This window comes from Gallionella capsiferriformans ES-2 (genome assembly GCF_000145255.1).
GTDB lineage: Bacteria > Pseudomonadota > Gammaproteobacteria > Burkholderiales > Gallionellaceae > Gallionella > Gallionella capsiferriformans.
In genome coordinates this window covers 3010142-3028342 of the sequence record NC_014394.1, presented here as the reverse complement: position 1 = coordinate 3028342, position 18201 = coordinate 3010142, and the positions used below count along the sequence as shown (strand labels likewise).

Below are 18201 nucleotides of genomic sequence, written 5' to 3'. Positions count from 1 at the left end.
TTACGATTTACCTGCTAAGGCCTGGTAAATAGCCCGTCCCATCAACAAGTACGTGGTGGTCGAAAAATGTGTGTTGTTGGCAGGATACACATCCACCGTGTTTTTTTCGATGGCCTGTCGCACGGATTGAAGTAAATTTACCGTGTTTACGCGTTCGGCGGCTTTGTTCCAAAATTGTTTTTCCGGATACAGGTAGGCGGTTGTCTTGTTGGGTACCACCACCCATAAAGGGTTGAATCCTGTCAGTCGTTTATTCAATATTTGCATATTGTCCACGACATCAGTGCTTAAGTCCTGCGGGCTGTCGTCTGCTAGAAATAGCGCATCTGCACAATGTGGATGACTGAACCGCTCGCACCCCCTGTCTACGCGAGCCACGATGCTGCCGCGTCCGGTATCCCAGCGTTTAAAATCAGGGTGTGAGCTGAGCTGCTCATATTTGGACAAATTGATCTGTGTTTGAAAACCGATGGAAATTTTTCCCGAGTAGCCGGCTTTACTACGGTCAATGGTAGTTGGCGGTGCGCTACGAGGCAGGTCGGCATCGAAGCTGGGGTGGTAATCCATTTTTTTGCAGCGGACAGAATCTGCAAGTCCTGACGTGATATTTCGTTCAACGGCCTCGAGTACGATGTATTTTCCCTGGAAGCCTCTGCTGCGCAACCACGGTATAAAATCCTCGCAAATCCCGCGAATATTGGCCCAATGCTCGGTGCGTACGCGCAGTCCATGACTTACCAGTTCGGTTTGCCAGACTCTGGAAATGGAAAAGCTATCGCCAACTACCAGTACATCGGCATTTGTCCACGCGGCTTGTTGAATCAGCGCGGGCTCAATGGCAGGTTGTGGCATGGTCCAGCCAAACAGGCTTTCTGGCAGCAAGCCTGTGCGTGTCTGATCACCTTCAAAATTTGTCAGGGGAAGGAAGTAAAATCCGATGGCGGCGTAAAGCGCCACAATCGAAAAAATAAGTATGGAAAAAATTTTGGCGTGTTTCATGGCTGCAGGCTTTGGTGAATTACGTTACCCAGTATCAGGTAGCCAGCGGTGGACAGATGAGTCTCATTTGCAGGATATAGGTCAATGGTTTTATTGCTGATCGCTTTGCGCAAGACCTGTAATACGTTCGGCGCGTGCAAGTCATTCTCGGCTTTATTCCAGAATTGTTTGTCAGGATGAAGATAGGCCGTCGATTTGTCTGGTACGACAACCCAGACCGGATGGACTTTACTCATCCGCTGGTTAATCGTTTTCATGTCATTTAGCGTTTGCTCGCTGAAATCCGTGACATGGTCGTCAGCAAAAAACAGTACGTCCCGACATTGAGCATGGCTGAATAATTCGCATCCGTTGCTAACACGGTTCATGCGCACAGTATTTGACATGTTCCATGTGCTGAAATCAGTTCGCGCTATCAACTTTTGATATGTGAGTATGTTGAGTCTGGTTTGAATGCCGATGGACAGCTTTCCGGACAGGTTTGCTGTGGCGCGGGGAAGTTGTTGCAGTGGCGGAGTCACAGGCAATTCTGTCATGGGGTGGTAATCCATTTTCTTGCAATGCAGAGAGCGACTGAGTCGATCTTCGAAATTATGTTCGACAACCTCAATCACGACATGGCGCCCTCTGAAGCCCTTTTGATCAAGCCATCCGGAAAAATCCTCGCATATGTTGCGCATACTCTCCCAGGTTTCGGTATGCACCTTGATTCCTCGCTCGACCAACACGCTTTGCCACAGATGAGGCATAGAAAAGCTGTCGCCGATGGCCAGCACATCCGCCTCTTGCCAGGAGGCGTTTACAAGCAGTTCAGCTTTGACGGTTGGTTGCTCTTTAGTCCAGCCAAATAAGGATTCCGGCATCATTCCCATGCGCGTCAGCGGCCCTGTAAAGGTCGCCAGCGGCAGAAAATAAAACCCCACTGCGGCATAGAGTGCCACGCTGGATAATACGATGAGGGTGAACAATCTGGTGTGCTTCATTTTCCTAGAACTGGAAGTAGAGGAAAGGGCTGTAGCTGCCAAACTGGTCTATGGCTAGGCACATGAGATACACGACAGCAACTGCCTGGGCTACGGTCAGAATGAGATTGCGCTTTATAAATACCAGTCGGCTGGAGTTAGGTAGCAGCCAGACCCAGGCCAGTGACAAAATTAGCAGTTTTAACAGGTCGCGTCCTGATAAGTCGGTAACGAGCAGTAATTGTCCGTGCAGCACGGAATCGAAGGTGATCTGGCGTGCATTGATACCGAACATCGCTTCCAGCATGATGCGGGCCTGATGAATGTCACTTGATCTGAATACGACCCAGGCGGCAACCACTGCGATGAAGGTAAGCAGACCGCCTGTCAATGCGCCTATCCAGTTAGGTACCCAACGCAGATAACGTTCTGAAATGGTTTCGCGCCATAGGTGATTGAGGGTCAAAAATGCACCGTGCAATGCACCCCACACGATGAAAGTGACGCCTGCGCCGTGCCACAGCCCTCCCAGCAACATGGTCGTGAAGAGATTCAGATAACGTCGCAGAGGTCCTTTGCGATTGCCGCCCAGCGGGATGTACAGGTAGTCACGCAGAAAGCGCGATAGGGTCATGTGCCAGCGACGCCAGAAATCGATGATGCTGGTTGCCTTATAAGGTGAGTCGAAGTTGATCGGTAGTTTAATATTGAAAAGCAGCGCGATGCCCAGCGCCATATTGGTATAGCCGGAAAAGTCGAAATAAAGTTGCAGGGTATACGCCAGCGCTCCGGCCCATGCTTCATAACTGGTGGGTAACAGCCCATTTTGCACACCGCTGAAAACACCGTTTGCAAAAGGCGCCAGTGCGTCAGCTCCCAGCGTTTTTTTACATAGTCCAAGTGTGAACAGCATGAGTCCCGTGGCGACATGATCCCAGTTCAGTCGGTAGCTGGAAATATGCGCGAACTGCGGCATCATTTCCTTGTGATGCAGAATGGGGCCTGCGATCAGATGGGGAAAATAGGTGACGAAAAGCACATAATGAATGAAGTTGTATTCTTTTACCTTCCCTTGGTAAGTGTCGACCAGAAATGCGATTTGCGTGAAGGTAAAGAAGGAAATACCCAGCGGCAGGATGATTTCGCCCAGACTCCATTGCGTGCCGGCAACACTGTTGACGCTGCCGATGAAGAAATTGGCGTATTTGTAATACGCAAGTAGCGCCAGATTGGCGGCAATCGCCACGACCAATAACGGTTTGCGGCCTCCCCCCACCACTTCCGACTTACCACTCGCCGGTGTTTTCGCTATCCACATGCCGAACGCGTAGTTGCAGATGATCGAGCCTAATAACAATCCGATGTAAGCCGGATTCCAGTAGCCGTAAAAGAACAGCGACGCAAAGGCTAGCCACGCTGCTGCATAGGTGTGCTTGATTTTCGCCAGCTGGAAATAGCCTAGCAATACAATCGGCAGATAGATAAAGATAAAGCTGTATGAGTTGAATAGCATGGGTCAGTTATGTTCCATGTTTTTGACGGGTTGGAGTAGTTCACGTTCGATCAGTTTGACGAGCAAAGCGGCACCGGCCGGGCTGATGTGATTGTTGTCGCCATAGAGAATATTACCATTGCGTCGAGTTTGGCAGTTTTGTTCGTCGCAAAATACGCTGACAGGATCGATAAAGGCCGTATTTGGATTCTGCTTCATAAACTCGGTCATGAACTGATTCTGATGGCGAATCTGCGCGAGCGGCTGCGTGAAATCAACCGGCAGATTCTGGATGACTTTGGGCAGTACCGGCACGCTGTGTACGATGACGACTTCGCTGCCTTGTGCCTTCATCAGACTAAGGGTGTCCGTCAGGTGACGCGAGATGACGTTCTTGCTGGAGGCCGCATCCTGGGAGGAGGTTGTGGCGTCCGAGATGAAGTGGTTCGGCTGATTGTTCGGGTCGCCTTCGGTGTACATGCTCCACGAGGCGACCAGAAAAATTTTCCGGAAGGCGCGCGTCTCAATTAAAGTGCGTATGCGCCGGTCGAAGCCTTCTGCGCAGATATTTTTTGCGCCGTCAAAGCTGCTGATGCCAAAAATTGGCGGGCAGCCGGGTAAGGTCACCAGTACGCCTTGCGCATCCATCGCTTCGGCGGCGGCCTGAAACGCCGGATACCAGGCGGCGGTGTGCGAGTCGCCCAGCACGAGGAAGCGGTTGTCCGCGCTTGAGTCGCCAAATGCGCAATGCTTCAGGATGGCATCGGGATCATCACCAATCAGGCAGTTGGCCGGGTAGTTGATTTGCGTACCGGTTGCGGCTTTAAAATCGAAAGCGGCTAGATTGTTTTTTGCGTTGACCCAGCTAGGGAAGCGTTCTTCCATGCCGCCTTTTGCATAAACATACATGCCCGTTGCGATGCAAAATACGGCAAAGCTTGCGGTCAGCAGGGCGACGGATTTTCCGCTAAATTTTTCACGTCGCTGGCGGCAGGGCTCTTCAACGTATTTCCACGCTAAGTAGGCGATCAGCACGGTCAGAAAAAGCAGCAGGGTTGTCTGAACGGTATCGTTCAAACTGTAATCGGCATTGTGGAACCACACGATCAGCGGCCAGTGCCACAGGTAGAGTGAATAAGACAGTCCGCCGATAAATACCAGTGTCTTGCCGCTCAACCATTTGCCGGCTGTCGTGTTCGGGCTGGATAAAATAAACAGCGCGGTCGCAAGACAGGGAATCAAAAGCAGCAGGGGGGATGCGCTCTCGTCCAGCCATAGCAAAGAGGCCGCGATCAGCGCGAGGCTGGTAAGCGAGATAGCCCCGTTATGGAGAAGCCGGTTTTTGATTTCAACGGACATCAGGGCTGCCAGCGCGCCGATGATAAATTCCCAGATGCGTCCGGCAAAGGAGAAGAATCCCTCGGTCGGCAAATAGTGTTGAATGTAGTCGAAGCGAACCCAGAGCGATGCCGCGGCGATGACAATGAGTGCCGCGATCCGGTGCGTCTTGAACTTGTAGAGCAGGATGAGAAAAACCGGAAAGATCAGGTAAAATTGCTCTTCAATCGACAGCGACCAGGTATGCAGCAGCGGTTTGGCATCGCGAGACATATCGAAATAGCCCTGCTGGCGTGCAAAAACCATATTGGTCAAATAGATGGCAGAAAATTGCAGGCTCTTGGCATATTGAAAAAAGTCGTACGGCTTCAGTACGAAATAGGAGATGACTGCCGAGGCTGCGATCATCAAAAACAGATTGGGCAGCAAGCGGACGACGCGATTTTTGTAGAAACGGGCGATCGAAAAGGTGCCGCTGGCGAGTTCGCCGGCGATCATCTGCGTGATGAGATAGCCTGAGATAACGAAGAACATGTCGACGCCGACATAGCCGCCCGGCAGGATATGGAAGCCGAAGTGAAACAAAATGACCGCGATGATAGAAATTGCCCGTATACCTTGGATTTCGGGGTAAAACTTCTTGGCAATATTTGGCATGTGCGGTAAATGGGCTGCAATTAATGGGGCAGAGAGGTTAATCTGCTAATCTTTAGCGATATTTTAACAGGTGTTTGCTCATGGCGATCTATGCGGTAGGAGATATTCAGGGTTGCTACACCGAGTTGGTGCAGTTGCTCGAAAAAATCCGGTTCGATCCGGCCGTCGATAAACTCTGGCTGGTGGGCGATCTGGTCAATCGCGGCGCGGATTCGTTGCAGGTATTGCGGCTGGTCAAATCGCTGGGGGATGCCGCGATCACGGTGCTCGGCAATCACGACCTGCATTTGCTGGCCGTCGCCTACGGTCAGGGCAGGTTGCATCGGGGCGATACGCTGGACGAGATTTTAAACGCGCCGGATCGCGAAGAATTGCTGACCTGGTTGCGTCATCAGCGTCTGCTGCACGTCGAGGGCGAATTTGTGCTGGTGCATGCGGGGTTGTTGCCGGGCTGGACGGTGGCGCAGGCGGCGGGTTTAGCGCGCGAAGTCGAGAACGCCTTGCAAAGCGCGGATTACGTGGATTTTCTCGCCCATATGTATGGCAATCAGCCCAATGCTTGGGATGACACGCTGACTGGCTATAAACGGCTGCGCGTGATTACCAACGCGCTGACACGGATGCGCATTTGCACCGAGCGGGGCCGGATGGAATTCGATTTCAAGGCGGAGCAGCAGAACATTCCGGAAGGCTATCGCCCCTGGTTTGATGTCGCCGGGCGCGCCAGTTTCAATGCGACGGTGATTTTCGGCCACTGGTCGGCGCTGGGGTTGATGATCAAGCCCAACGCCGTGGCACTCGATACCGGATGTCTATGGGGCGGGCCGCTGACGGCGATACGGCTGGACGACCGCGAAATCATTCAGGTCGATTGCGCCGATTCCTCTGTGGCGAAACACTGGTGAGATTCCTCTACACAGTGCTGTTGTGGCTGCTGCTGCCCTTCATTTTTTTGAAGCTGCTGCTGCGTTCACGCCGTCAGCCTGAGTACTTACAGCATCTGGGCGAGCGTTTCGGTTTTTATCAGGTTAGCAGCACTAAACCTGTCATCTGGCTGCATGCAGTGTCGGTCGGCGAGACGCGTGCGACGGTGAGCTTGGTTGCCAAACTGCGCGCGAGCTATCCTGATCATCAAATTGTGCTGACCCATACGACCCCGACCGGTCGCGCAACCTCCGAGCAACTCTACGGCGATGACGTGCTGCGCGTGTATTTGCCCTACGACTATCCGTTTGCGGTGCGGGGTTTTCTGCGCCATTTCAAACCGAATCTTGGCATATTGATGGAAACCGAGATCTGGTTCAATTTGATCCATGAAGCTCATGCGGCAGGGGTGCCGGTCTTGCTGCTCAATGCGCGCCTGTCTGAAAAGTCGGCAAGAGGCTATGCGCGCGCAGCGCAACTCACGCGCAATGCGTTGCGGCAACTCAAGGCCATCGCCGCACAAACGCCTGACGACGCGGCGCGTTTAATCCAACTGGGCGCGTGGTCAGTGTCGGTGATGGGCAATCTGAAATTCGACATCGCCCCTCCCTCTAAAATGCTGACGCTGGGCGCCGCGTTGCGCGGACAGTTCGGTCCGGGAAGAAAGGCCTTTCTTGCCGCCAGCACCCGCGAGGGTGAGGAAGCCTTATTGCTCGATGCCTGGCAAGACGGGGACGCGCTGCTGGTCATCGTGCCGCGTCATCCGCAGCGCTTTGACGAGATCGCACAGCTGCTTGAGCGCCGTGGCCTGCGCTATCAGCGCAGAAGCGAGGACAGAGACGTTGCATTCGACATTCAGGTCGTGCTGGGCGACAGTATGGGTGAGATGTTTGCCTATTATGCGGCCTGCGATATCGCCTATATCGGCGGCAGCCTGCTGCCCTTCGGCGGACAGAATCTGATCGAAGCCTGTTCGGTCGGCACGCCGGTGTTAGTCGGTCCGCACACCTATAACTTTACGGACGCCACCCGACTGGCCGTCGAGGCAGGGGCCGCAGTGCGGGTGAAGGATGCTGCCGAGTTGTTTCAGGTTGCGGGGAATTTGCTTTGCGATGAAGGCAGATTGGCTGCGATGCGCCAGCATGGCATGCAGTTCGTGGCCTCTCACAAAGGCGCGACAGACAGGGCCATGGACATCATCATCGCAGCGCTTGAAAGCCGGGAGTCATAATAAATGATGACAGAACAGATCTTAGCGGCGCAAAAATCAGGAAATCACCTGATGGTCTACGAGCTGGCTGAAGAAGCGCTCAAAACCCATCCAGATGATATTTTTCTTCAATACCATCTGGTGCTCGCGCTGGCAAAATGCGATGCCACGCAGCGCGCGTTGGATTGTTTCTATCAGTACAAACTGTATCTGCACCCGAGTGAAGATGTGCTGGCCTTGGAAGCGCTGATATTGAAACATCTGGCCTTCGCCAGTTATGACGCCGTCAGCTTGCGCAAGGCTGCCGATTCTTACCAGAGGATACTTAGCCAGGCCGGAGGCTATTACCGGGCGATCAATGCGGCGACGCTGTATTTGCTCTCGGGAGACAGGGGGCAGTCTGTCGCGCTGGCGCAACATGCACTTGAACTGGCGGCTCAGGATGAGGGCGATCTTTTTTTCAAGATGGCGACGCAGGCGGCCGCGCTACTTATGCTGGATCGGCAGTCCGATGCAAAACGGGTGATAGACGCGGTGGCCTGTCTTGAAGGCGATAATCTGCAAAGAAGGGCGAGGACCCGGCAGCGGCTCAAACTGATTTGCGATTACCTGCATCTTGATGCGTCGATTCTGGATTCGCTGCTGCCCGAAATGGTTGTCTATTACTGCGGTCACATTTTCGATCAGACGATATTGCCGGCGCAGGAGGCTGAACTTGTGCGTCGGATTGAAAGCATCCTGTCGGAAAATAAAGTGGCGATCGCGTATGGTTCACTCGCTGCCGGTGCGGACATCCTGTTTGCCGAGTGCATCTTGCAACGGGGCGGGGAGCTCAATGTCTGGTTGCCTTTTAAAAAGTCCGACTTTTGCGAAGCCGCCGTGCAGCCCGCAGGTGCCGCCTGGCTTGCGCGTTTCGAATCGTGTCTTGCTCGCGCGCATTCGGTTTCTTATGCAACTGATTCGAGTTTCATGAAGGACGACTCCCTTTTTGAATATTGCGCCGACGTGTCCATGGGGATGTCCATCACGCGCGCCAATATCTTGAGCGCCAGAGTATTGCAGGTGGCGGTATGGAATGAAATTGCCTCTGCCCGATTTTCAGGTACGCACCGCAATGTGAACAAATGGCGCGATCTTGGCCACTCGGCCTGTGTCATTCCTTATCCGCACAGCAGTCACGTTCGCAAGGTGCTGACACAGCCGGATGTCGTGGCGCGCCGCGAACCGCATGCGATCCTGTTTTCAGACGTGAGGGGGTACAGCAAGCTTTGTGATCGCGACGTGTTGTGGTATTTCAATGTGCTCAATCCGCATCTTGCCAGAGCTATCGAAAAATTCAGGCCGGATATTCAGCTCATCGATACCTGGGGCGACGGCATTTACATGATCACGAAAAAGGCTTCAGTTGCGGCGCGGATCGCCTTCGCGCTGAACGAAGCGCTGGCACAGCTTGACCAGTCCATGCTCGATTTGCAGGAGCCCTTGATGATGAGGACGGCGCTGCATTACGGTCCGGTTTTCACGCTTTACGATCATTTCGAGCAGAAGGAAACTTTTTCCAGCAACGAGGTTACCAAAACTGCGCGTATTGAACCTGTTACGCCGCCCGGTGAAATATTCGGAACGGAAGCATTTGTTGCGATTTTGGAGCTGGAAGGCGACAAATGCGCGACGTTCGAATATGCAGGTACCTTGCCGAGTGCAAAAAACTACGGTGCATTCAGCATGTTTCATATCCGCCCCGGTTTGCAGTCAGATTCCACCTGGCGCGTGAAAAAGCAGAAGGCCTGAAAGAAAAATCAGGGTGCGAACTTAATGTCCGGCTCGACGCGCACCACGCCTTTTTTCTGTACGATACGCACGCGCTCGCCAACCCGGAAGGCTTCCGGTTTGCCGGGCTGCATCACATAGGTGCTCTGCTCTGCACCGTCCAGTTTTACCCACAATTCAAGACCATTCTTACTGTCGATGCCAGCACGCTGTCCCAGCGTGCCGCCGAGCACGGAGCCTAACACGGAACCTACAACGGCACCCCGTCCGGCGCCGGTGTTCGCGCCGCCGATCTGACCGAAGATGCCGCCCGCCATGGAGCCGGTATTGGAGCTGGCGTCCATTTCAATGGGCGTCACGCTTTCTAGCACGCCGTATTTAACGGTATCTTTAGCCGTGACGCCCTTACCGCTGGCGCAACCGGCCAGCAGCAGGACACAGAGGAAAAACAGGCGGCTCATAAATTACAGCGTGATGGCAAAGCCGAAGTGCTGTTCGAATTGCGCTTCAATCTCGCCGCGCGTCAGCACATGGTTTTGGCCGCCGCGACTGGCGATCTTGATCGATCCCATCAGCGAGGCCAGACGACCTGTGGTTTCCCAAGCCCAGCCGCGCTGAATGCCGTACATCAGGCCAGCGCGATAGGCGTCCCCGCAGCCGGTTGGATCAACAATCGCGGCAGGTTTCGGTGTCGGAATGGCGATTTCGCGCCCCTCCGTGTAGATCATCGAACCATCGCCGCCCAAGGTTACGATCAGCGCGGTGACGGATTTGGCGATCTCGGCCAGTGTCTTGCCGGTCTTGTCTTGCAGTAGTTTTGCTTCGTAATCGTTCACGGTCACGTAGGTGGCCTGATCGATGAAGCGCAGCAGATCGTCCTTGCCAAACATCGGCATACCCTGACCCGGATCGAACACGAAAGGGGTGCCGGCTGCGACAAACTGCTCGGCATGTTCGATCATGCCGTCACGTCCGTCAGGCGATACGATACCCAGTGTCACGCCGGTTGCCTCTGCAACCTTGTTCTGTTCGGAAAAGCCCATCGCGCCCGGATGGAAGGCAGTGATTTGATTGTCGTCCAGATCGGTCGTGATGAAGGCTTGACCTGTGAAACTGTCCGGTACATGGCGGATGTGTTTTTGTGAAATGGACAGCTTTTCCAAGCGCTTCGCATAAGGGCCGAAATCGTCGCCCACCGTCGCCATGATCAGCGGGTTGCCGCCCAATAGATGCAGGTTGTAGGCGATGTTGCCTGCACAGCCGCCGTATTCGCGGCGCATTTCCGGTACCAGAAACGCGACGTTCAGAATGTGGATCTGTTCAGGCAGGATGTGTTTTTTAAATTGGTCTTTGAACACCATGATGGTGTCGTAAGCCATAGAGCCGCAGATAAGTGTGTTCATGTGGTTAACCCAATTAATAGTTGAAAGTTGATAACGGATTGTTAATTATCAATTGATAATTGTCGTAACGCGGCATCGTAATCAGGTTCGTGCGTAATGTCGCTCACCAGTTCGGCATGCAGCACACGGTCTTTTTCATCCAGTACCAGTACCGCGCGGGCAGTGAGTCCGGCCAGTGCGGTATCGGCGATCTTCACGCCGTAATTGCGCATGAAATCGCGGCCGCGCATCAGCGACAATGTAATTACGTTGTCCAAGCCCTCGGCCACGCAAAAACGGCTCATCGCGAACGGCAAATCGGCAGAAATTACCAGTACCACGGTATTTTCCAGCCCACTCGCCGCTTCATTGAAACGACGTGTCGAGGTGGCACACACCGCCGTGTCCAGGCTTGGCACGATATTGAGCACCTTGCGTTTACCTGCAAAACTTTGCAGCGTCACGTCTTGGAGGTCTTTATCGACCAGCGTGAACGCCGGTGCGGTTTGGTTTACGGCTGGAAATGTCCCGTATAGCGTGACCGGGTTGCCATCGAGCGTGACGGCAACTTTATTGGATGCTTCTTTTTTACGGGTCATGGTGTGTCCTTTAGGTTAGAGGTAGGACTCAATAGGCGGGCAGGCGCAAACCAGATTTTTGTCGCCATACACATTATCTATTTTCGCGACAGAAGGCCAGAATTTATTCTCGCGTACCCAGGGAAGCGGATAGGCTGCCTGCTCGCGGCTGTACGGACGGTCCCAGTTGCTCGATACCACGGCTTTCGCGGTATGTGGCGCGTGTTTGATCACGTTGTTCTTTTTGTCGGCGCGACCGGCGATAATTTCGTCGATCTCACCGCGTATTGCAATCATCGCCTCGCAAAAACGATCAAGTTCGTCTTTTGACTCGCTTTCGGTCGGCTCTACCATCAGCGTGTCTACCACCGGAAATGAGGTGGTCGGTGCATGGAAACCGAAATCCATCAGGCGCTTGGCGATGTCGGCGACTTCGATGCCAGCTTCCCTTTTAAAGTCGATGCACTGCAAGATCATTTCATGTGCGCAGCGGCCGTTTGTGCCCTGATACAGCGTTGAATAGTGATTTTTCAGCGATTCCTTGATGTAATTGGCGTTCAGTATCGCCATGCGGGTCGCTTGCGTGAGGCCTGCGCCGCCCATCATCTTGATGTAGCCGTAGGAAATCATCAGGATCAGTGCGCTGCCGAAGGGTGCAGCAGATACCGCGTGTATGCCTTGTTCGCCGCCGGTTTTAACCAGCGGATGAGAGGGCAGGAATGGAGTTAGATGTTCCGCCACGCCGATCGGGCCGACGCCCGGGCCGCCACCGCCGTGGGGGATCGCAAATGTCTTGTGCAGGTTCAGATGGCACACATCCGCCCCGATGTTGCCGGGGCTGGTGAGTCCAACCTGCGCATTCATGTTGGCGCCGTCCATGTAAACCTGGCCGCCGTTAGCATGGATGATGCTGGTGATCTCAATGATGGACTCCTCATACACGCCGTGCGTGCTGGGATAGGTGACCATCAGACATGAAAGATCGTTCTTGTGCAGTTCGGCTTTTTCGCGCAGATCGGCGACATCGATATTGCCGTTCTGGTCGCATTTGACTACCACGATGGAGAGTCCGCACATCGCCGCGCTGGCAGGATTGGTGCCGTGTGCCGAGGAGGGGATCAGCGCTACGTTACGCTGACCTTCGCCGCGCGAGCGGTGATACGCCTGAATCACCAGCAGACCTGCATATTCGCCGGAGGCGCCGCTGTTGGGTTGAAAACTCATCTGTGCAAAGCCCGTGATCTCGCATAGCGCGGCATCCAGCCCTGCGATGAGTTCCTGATAGCCGGTGGCTTGTTCGACCGGCACGAAAGGGTGCAGGCTGGCGAATTCGGGCCAGGTCAGCGCAAGCAATTCGGATGCGGCATTCAGTTTCATGGTGCAGGAACCCAGCGCGATCATCGAGTGCGTTAGTGACAGATCCTTGTTTTCGAGGCGCTTGATGTAACGCATCATCAGCGTTTCTGAGTGGTAGGAATTGAACACCGCGTGGTTCAAAATGGCCGATTTTCTGACCGTCAGATGCATCGCAGACGCAGTCACTTGCGATTCGCTCAATCGCGGTGTGGCTTTTCCTGCCGCCTGTGCGAACACGGCGAGAATCGCATTCAAATCGTTGATGCTGGTTGTCTGATCAAGCGCAATCCCCAGGCCTTCGCCGCTGTAGCGGAAGTTGATTTCTGCGGCTTCGGCTAAGGCATGAATCTTCACGTTGTCCGTGTGGGTCAGTTTCAGCGTGTCGAAAAATGTGTCGTGCGCGATCTGGTAGCCCAGTTTTTTCAGCTCATTTGCCAGTGCGACGGCGGACAGGTGAACACGGCGTGCGATACCGCGCAATCCTTGCGGGCCGTGATAGACGGCATACATGCTGGCCATGATGGCAAGCAGCGCTTGTGCTGTGCAGATGTTGGAGGTGGCCTTTTCGCGGCGGATATGTTGCTCGCGGGTTTGCAGCGCCATGCGCAGGGCGGGGTTGCCGTCGGCATCCACCGACACACCGATGATGCGTCCCGGCATCGAACGCTTGTAGGCATCACGGCACGCAAAGAAAGCCGCGTGAGGGCCGCCGTAGCCCATCGGTACGCCGAAGCGTTGCGTAGAACCCAGCACGATGTCCGCGCCCCATTCGCCAGGCGGCGTCAGCAGCACCAGACTCAAGATATCGGCGGCAACCGCGATGGTCATGCCGTGTTCTTTCGCGCGTCCGACAAACTCGCTGTAGTCGTGTACCACGCCGTTGGCTGCCGGATATTGCAGCAATGCGCCGTACAGTTTGTCGTTTAGGGTGACGGTCTTGAAGTCGCCAATGACCAGCTCAATTCCTAACGGTTTGGCGCGGGTTTTGAGCAACTCGATGGTCTGCGGGAAGCATTCGTGCGACACGAAAAAGCTGTTCTTGCCAGCAGCGTCCCGACTGCGCAGGCCGTGCATCATGGTCATCGCTTCGGCTGCTGCAGTGGCTTCATCGAGCAAGGACGCGTTGGCGATTTCCATGCCGGTCAGATCCACAATCATGGTCTGGAAATTGAGCAGCGCTTCTAAGCGACCTTGCGCGATTTCAGCCTGATAGGGGGTGTAGGCGGTATACCAGCCCGGATTTTCCAGCACGTTGCGTTGAATCACCGGCGGCAGGATGGTGTCGTAATAGCCCAGACCGATGTAGGATTTATACAGTTTGTTTTTCGCCGCAATGCCGCGCAGGTGTTGCAGATAGGCGTGCTCGGACAGTCCTTCGGGCAGGTTCAGTGGCGATTTTAAACGGATTGCTGCCGGGATCGTCTGGTCGATCAGCGCATCCAGAGACGATGCATCGATGGCTTTGAGCATATCCTGAACATCTTTGTCGGACGGGCCGTTGTGGCGGTTTACAAATTGGTCTGTATTCATAGGAGTGAGGAATTAGGAGTGAGGATTGAAACGTCAGGATTGAGGATTGAAAAGCTGGTTTTACTCAATCCTCAATCCTGATTTTTAGTGTGCTTCGCTGTCGATGACGGCCTGATAAGCCGCGGCATTAAGCAGTGCCTCTACATCGCCTGCGTTGTCGGGTGTGAGCTTGAACATCCAAGCGCCGTAAGGATCGTTGTTGATGTCTTCCGGGCTGCTGTCCAGCGCCACGTTGATTTCGGTCACGGTGCCTGATACCGGCGCATAGACGTCGGCTGCAGCTTTGACTGATTCTACGACTGCGCATTCCTCTTTAGCCTTCAGGTGGCGGCCGACAGCCGGCGCTTCGACGAATACCATGTCGCCCAGCAATCCCTGTGCGTGTTGCGTGATACCGACGCTGACCGTGCCGTCGGCTTCTGTTTTGACCCATTCGTGGGAGGCGGTGTATTTCAGGTTGGACGGGTTGCTCATGAGTTCTCCAAAATCAGTCGTAAGTTATTGGTTGGGGGTGTCGCTGTGTGGTCGTTAACTCGCCGCTAACGACTAGAGACTAACGACTGCTTTTCCATTTCGTGCGAACGGATATTTTACTACCTGCGCGTTCAGCATCTTATCGCGAATTGCGACCTGTACGGTATCGCCGATTGCAACATCGATCGGCAGGCGCGCCAAGGCGATCGATTTTTCCAGTGTCGGGGAGAAACTGCCGCTGGTGATTTCGCCGATGCCGTGCGGGGTATGCACTTTTTGATGGCCGCGCAATACGCCGCGATCGAGCAGCAGCAGACCTGCCAGCTTCTGGGTTGGCGGATTAGCCAGCAACGCCGCTTTGCCGATAAAGTCACGCTCACTCTTCAAGTCCACCGTCCAGGCAAGACCTGATTCCAGCGGACCTACGGTTTCGTCCATGTCCTGACCATACAGGTTCATGCCTGCTTCAAGACGCAGGGTATCGCGCGCGCCAAGCCCGATCGGTGCGACGCCGGCTTTGTTCAAGTCGTACCAGAACGCTTCGACTTTTTCTTTCGGCAACATGACTTCGAAACCATCTTCGCCGGTGTAGCCCGTGCGTGCGATGAAGTGTTCACCGCAATCGGCAGCCTGGAAGTTTTGCAGGCCTTCGGTTGCCGCCTGTGTCTGCGGTAAGACCTGCCATACCTTAGCGCGTGCGTTCGGGCCTTGTACGGCGACCATTGCCAGATCATCGCGTGAGGTAATGGTAAGCATCGGTGCATGTACCGCTGCCTGTTCTTTCATCCAGGCGATGTCTTTATCGGCCGTGCCGGCATTCACCACGATGCGGAACCAGTCTTCCGTCATAAAGTAGATAATCAGATCGTCAATTACGCCGCCATCCGGGCGCAGCATCGCCGAATACAGCGCTTTGCCCGGCAGCGTGATCTTGTTGGCGTTGTTGGCCAGCAGGTAGCACAAGAAGCTTCTGACGTTAGCGCCTTTGACATCGACCACCCGCATGTGGCACACATCGAACATGCCGACGTCATTGCGCACCTGATGGTGTTCATCGATTTGCGAGCCGTAGTTCACCGGCATATCCCAGCCGCCGAAATCCACCATTTTTGCGCCCATCGCGCGGTGTGCTGCATTAAGTGGCGTAGTCTTAAGAGTCATATTCGCTTTCAGAAAATAAAAAAGGCGCAGCACGAAATCGCGCTGCGCCCCATCTGTCCTTGGTACCTGAGAGATTACAATAACGCCAATAACCCTGAGGGTTGGTATCGGCATTTAATCGTGTGCCCCTTCGGTGGCGGATTTAGTCCGCGCTCTCCAGATTTGCCTGTGCCAATAGTTCTTTGTGCCTGAGCGGTTACGGGTGTTACGCCTTCGGCGGTGGTTAAAACCACGCTCTCCCATTGGTCTTGACGGCAGTGCGAATTATGCTGGAAAGCCCGAAAGCTGACAACGGCTATTTGTAACCTGGCACGAATAGCGGGAGGTTATGGATAAATCGAGTCTGACCCTAATGGCTCAACCCTAATGGCTCACAACGCTCTCGTTGTAAGCCGCCATAAATCAACGCCTATTTTGCTGCGTCTGCAGAGGTCGGAATACGCCGGGCCAGCGTGAAATGCTTTGCCCAGTAGTTGTCATTCAGGCTAGAAACCATCACGCTGCCGGTCTGAGTGCTCGAGGCGTGGATGAACTGATCGTTGCCAAGGTAGATGCCGACATGAGAAATGGTGTTCGTGAAACTGAAAAATACCAGATCACCCGGGTGCAGATCATGTCTGCGTATGTAATCACCGAGCTTGCTAATTGCAACTGAACTGTGAGGGATTATCACATCCTCGGCCCGGCTGAAAACATAACGCACGAATCCGCTGCAATCAAAGCCGCTCTCCGGACTATTGCCGCCACGCTTGTACAATATTCCTTCAAAGTTACGCGCGTAATTCAGCAGATTTTTCACCGATGCCGACAAAGTCATCGGCTGTTCCGAAGGCGGGTTTTCCTGGTCAGCAGCAACCGACAGGCCGCAGAGCAGCAGGGTGCAGACGAAGAGCAGCGTCCGTAACTTCATCGATTATCCGGCCAGTTTCTTTAGTAGGACTTCATTGAGCTGAGCCGGATTGGCCTTGCCCTTGCTGGCCTTCATGGCTAAACCCACGAAGAAGCCGAACAGTTTGTCTTTGCCTGAACGATATTCGGCGACCTTATCGGCATTCGCTGTGATGATTTCGTCCACCAGAGCTTCGATCGCGCCGGAGTCGGAAACTTGCTTCAGGCCGCGGGCTTCGATAATCGTATCCGCGTCCCCGCCATCGCTCCACAGGGTACGGAAAACTTCCTTCGCGCCTGCGTTCGAGAGGGTGTTATCCGCGATGCGTACCAGCATGCCGCTCATTTGTTGAGGTGAGACCGGGCATTGCGCCATGTCCAGACCGTCGCGGTTGAGTTGGGCGGATAGTTCGCCGATCAACCAGTTGGCGCACAATTTGGCGTTGCCCACTGAGGTGACGCAGGTGTCGAAATAATCCGCCATTTCGCGCGATGAGGTCAGGCTGTTAGCGTCGTAGGCGGATAAGCCGAGTTCGCTGACATAACGCGTGCGGCGTGCCTCGGGGAGTTCAGGCAGTTCGGCGCGCATCGCTTCCAGCATTTCGGGCGTGATATCCAGCGGCAACAGATCAGGGTCGGGGAAGTAACGGTAATCGTGCGCGTCTTCCTTGCTGCGCATCGCGCGCGTCTCGCCGGTATCCGGATTGAACAGAATGGTGGCTTGATGGATCTTGCCGCCGTTCTCGATGGTGTCGATCTGCCACTGCACCTCAAAATCGATCGCCTGTTGCATGTACTTGAATGAATTCAAGTTCTTGATTTCGCGACGCGTGCCGAGTTCTTCGCCGGGTTTGCGCACCGACACGTTGACGTCGCAGCGGAACGAGCCTTCCTGCATATTTCCGTCGGAAATGCCGATCCAGCGCACTAGGTTATGTAAGGTCTTCGCATAAGCGACCGCTTCGGCGGCGGAACACATATCGGGTTCGGAGACGATTTCCAGCAAGGGCGTGCCCGCGCGGTTCAAATCCACGCCGGTCATGCCTTGCGATGCACCGTGCACCGATTTTCCGGCATCTTCTTCCAGATGGGCGCGGGTGATGCGTACGACTTTTTCATAGGGCTTGGCGTTGCCGGACAGCGGTTCGACTTGTATGGTCAATGCACCCATGCCGACCACCGGCAGGTCGAACTGGCTGATCTGGTAGCCCTTGGGCAGATCGGGGTAAAAATAATTTTTGCGCGCAAATACCGAGCGGGGTGCGATATGTGCGCCGACCGCCAGACCAAACTTGACGGCGCGTTCGACGGCGCCCTTGTTCAATACCGGCAGCACGCCGGGCAGTGCGATACTCACGGCATCCGCCTGCGTGTTAGGTTCTGCGCCATAGGTCGTGGAGGCGCCCGAAAAAATTTTGGTGCGGGTGGACAGTTGCGTGTGCACTTCCAACCCGATGACGATTTCCCAAGTCATAAGCAT

15 protein-coding genes and 1 riboswitch are annotated in these 18201 nt (G+C 54.5%); of the genes, 3 read left to right on the top strand and 12 right to left on the bottom strand.

Annotation, left to right across the window (positions count from 1 at the left end; all coding sequences use genetic code 11):
• From GALF_RS14050 to GALF_RS14035, 4 genes are read right to left on the bottom strand one after another with little or no spacing between them, the layout of a single operon-like run.
• Window positions 1-999, bottom strand: a complete 999-nt coding sequence (locus GALF_RS14050; RefSeq protein ID WP_013294711.1) for a hypothetical protein — start codon at window positions 997-999, stop codon at window positions 1-3.
• On the bottom strand, window positions 996-1967 hold the full coding sequence (locus GALF_RS14045; protein WP_223293710.1) for a hypothetical protein: 972 nt from the start codon (window positions 1965-1967) through the stop codon (window positions 996-998). The genes GALF_RS14050 and GALF_RS14045 overlap by 4 nt, the downstream gene beginning before the upstream one ends.
• Before the next feature lie 19 nt (window positions 1968-1986).
• Entirely contained in the window at window positions 1987-3474 is a 1488-nt protein-coding gene (locus GALF_RS14040; protein ID WP_013294709.1) for an MBOAT family O-acyltransferase, read from the bottom strand.
• A 3-nt stretch (window positions 3475-3477) separates the two neighbouring features.
• On the bottom strand, window positions 3478-5448 hold the full coding sequence (locus GALF_RS14035; protein WP_013294708.1) for an acyltransferase family protein: 1971 nt from the start codon (window positions 5446-5448) through the stop codon (window positions 3478-3480).
• Between the two features lie 80 nt (window positions 5449-5528).
• On the opposite strand from GALF_RS14035, the gene GALF_RS14030 reads away from it, so the two are divergent.
• From GALF_RS14030 to GALF_RS14020, 3 genes are read left to right on the top strand one after another with little or no spacing between them, the layout of a single operon-like run.
• Window positions 5529-6353 carry a symmetrical bis(5'-nucleosyl)-tetraphosphatase gene (locus tag GALF_RS14030; protein ID WP_013294707.1) on the top strand — a complete coding sequence of 275 codons (825 nt, stop codon included), beginning with the start codon at window positions 5529-5531 and terminating at the stop codon, window positions 6351-6353.
• Window positions 6347-7603, top strand: a complete 1257-nt coding sequence (gene waaA, locus GALF_RS14025; RefSeq protein ID WP_041938570.1) for a lipid IV(A) 3-deoxy-D-manno-octulosonic acid transferase — start codon at window positions 6347-6349, stop codon at window positions 7601-7603. The genes GALF_RS14030 and waaA overlap by 7 nt, the downstream gene beginning before the upstream one ends.
• Window positions 7604-7606: 3 nt before the next feature.
• Window positions 7607-9373 (top strand): tetratricopeptide repeat-containing protein, encoded by a 1767-nt coding sequence (locus GALF_RS14020; protein ID WP_013294705.1) that lies wholly within the window; start codon window positions 7607-7609, stop codon window positions 9371-9373.
• 8 nt (window positions 9374-9381) lie between these two features.
• Here the strand turns inward: GALF_RS14020 and GALF_RS14015 are convergent, their stop codons facing one another.
• The 8 genes from GALF_RS14015 to gatB form a co-directional block, all read right to left on the bottom strand.
• A complete protein-coding gene (locus GALF_RS14015) occupies window positions 9382-9813 on the bottom strand; it encodes an outer membrane lipoprotein (protein WP_013294704.1) in 432 nt (143 codons plus the stop codon).
• A 3-nt stretch (window positions 9814-9816) separates the two neighbouring features.
• A complete protein-coding gene (locus tag GALF_RS14010) occupies window positions 9817-10755 on the bottom strand; it encodes a carbohydrate kinase family protein (RefSeq protein WP_013294703.1) in 939 nt (312 codons plus the stop codon).
• Between the two features lie 41 nt (window positions 10756-10796).
• Window positions 10797-11333, bottom strand: a complete 537-nt coding sequence (gene tpx / locus GALF_RS14005) for a thiol peroxidase (protein ID WP_013294702.1) — start codon at window positions 11331-11333, stop codon at window positions 10797-10799.
• 15 nt (window positions 11334-11348) lie between these two features.
• Window positions 11349-14198, bottom strand: coding sequence for an aminomethyl-transferring glycine dehydrogenase (gene gcvP / locus GALF_RS14000; RefSeq protein WP_013294701.1), 2850 nt, complete (start codon window positions 14196-14198; stop codon window positions 11349-11351).
• An 84-nt stretch (window positions 14199-14282) separates the two neighbouring features.
• Complete coding sequence (gcvH, locus tag GALF_RS13995; protein WP_013294700.1) at window positions 14283-14672, bottom strand: glycine cleavage system protein GcvH; 390 nt, start codon at window positions 14670-14672, stop codon at window positions 14283-14285.
• Between the two features lie 72 nt (window positions 14673-14744).
• Window positions 14745-15833, bottom strand: coding sequence for a glycine cleavage system aminomethyltransferase GcvT (gcvT, locus tag GALF_RS13990; RefSeq protein WP_013294699.1), 1089 nt, complete (start codon window positions 15831-15833; stop codon window positions 14745-14747).
• 165 nt (window positions 15834-15998) lie between these two features.
• A riboswitch (glycine riboswitch) is annotated at window positions 15999-16085 on the bottom strand.
• Between the two features lie 157 nt (window positions 16086-16242).
• Window positions 16243-16743 carry a C40 family peptidase gene (locus tag GALF_RS13985; protein ID WP_013294698.1) on the bottom strand — a complete coding sequence of 167 codons (501 nt, stop codon included), beginning with the start codon at window positions 16741-16743 and terminating at the stop codon, window positions 16243-16245.
• 3 nt (window positions 16744-16746) lie between these two features.
• Window positions 16747-18195: an Asp-tRNA(Asn)/Glu-tRNA(Gln) amidotransferase subunit GatB gene (gatB, locus tag GALF_RS13980; protein WP_013294697.1), complete on the bottom strand. Its 1449-nt coding sequence runs from the start codon at window positions 18193-18195 to the stop codon at window positions 16747-16749.
• Window positions 18196-18201 lie beyond the last annotated feature (6 nt).

What these genes read in the sequence shown, in the direction of transcription:
- GALF_RS14030 (WP_013294707.1), top strand. Translation starts at nt 5,529, where the DNA reads ATGGCGATCTATGCGGTAGGAGATATTCAGGGTTGCTACACCGAGTTG.
- GALF_RS14010 (WP_013294703.1), bottom strand. Translation starts at nt 10,755, where the DNA reads ATGAACACACTTATCTGCGGCTCTATGGCTTACGACACCATCATGGTG.
- GALF_RS14050 (WP_013294711.1), bottom strand. Translation starts at nt 999, where the DNA reads ATGAAACACGCCAAAATTTTTTCCATACTTATTTTTTCGATTGTGGCG.
- gatB (WP_013294697.1), bottom strand. Translation starts at nt 18,195, where the DNA reads ATGACTTGGGAAATCGTCATCGGGTTGGAAGTGCACACGCAACTGTCC.
- GALF_RS14015 (WP_013294704.1), bottom strand. Translation starts at nt 9,813, where the DNA reads ATGAGCCGCCTGTTTTTCCTCTGTGTCCTGCTGCTGGCCGGTTGCGCC.
- tpx (WP_013294702.1), bottom strand. Translation starts at nt 11,333, where the DNA reads ATGACCCGTAAAAAAGAAGCATCCAATAAAGTTGCCGTCACGCTCGAT.
- GALF_RS14035 (WP_013294708.1), bottom strand. Translation starts at nt 5,448, where the DNA reads ATGCCAAATATTGCCAAGAAGTTTTACCCCGAAATCCAAGGTATACGG.
- GALF_RS14040 (WP_013294709.1), bottom strand. Translation starts at nt 3,474, where the DNA reads ATGCTATTCAACTCATACAGCTTTATCTTTATCTATCTGCCGATTGTA.
- gcvH (WP_013294700.1), bottom strand. Translation starts at nt 14,672, where the DNA reads ATGAGCAACCCGTCCAACCTGAAATACACCGCCTCCCACGAATGGGTC.
- gcvP (WP_013294701.1), bottom strand. Translation starts at nt 14,198, where the DNA reads ATGAATACAGACCAATTTGTAAACCGCCACAACGGCCCGTCCGACAAA.
- gcvT (WP_013294699.1), bottom strand. Translation starts at nt 15,833, where the DNA reads ATGACTCTTAAGACTACGCCACTTAATGCAGCACACCGCGCGATGGGC.
- GALF_RS14020 (WP_013294705.1), top strand. Translation starts at nt 7,607, where the DNA reads ATGATGACAGAACAGATCTTAGCGGCGCAAAAATCAGGAAATCACCTG.
- GALF_RS13985 (WP_013294698.1), bottom strand. Translation starts at nt 16,743, where the DNA reads ATGAAGTTACGGACGCTGCTCTTCGTCTGCACCCTGCTGCTCTGCGGC.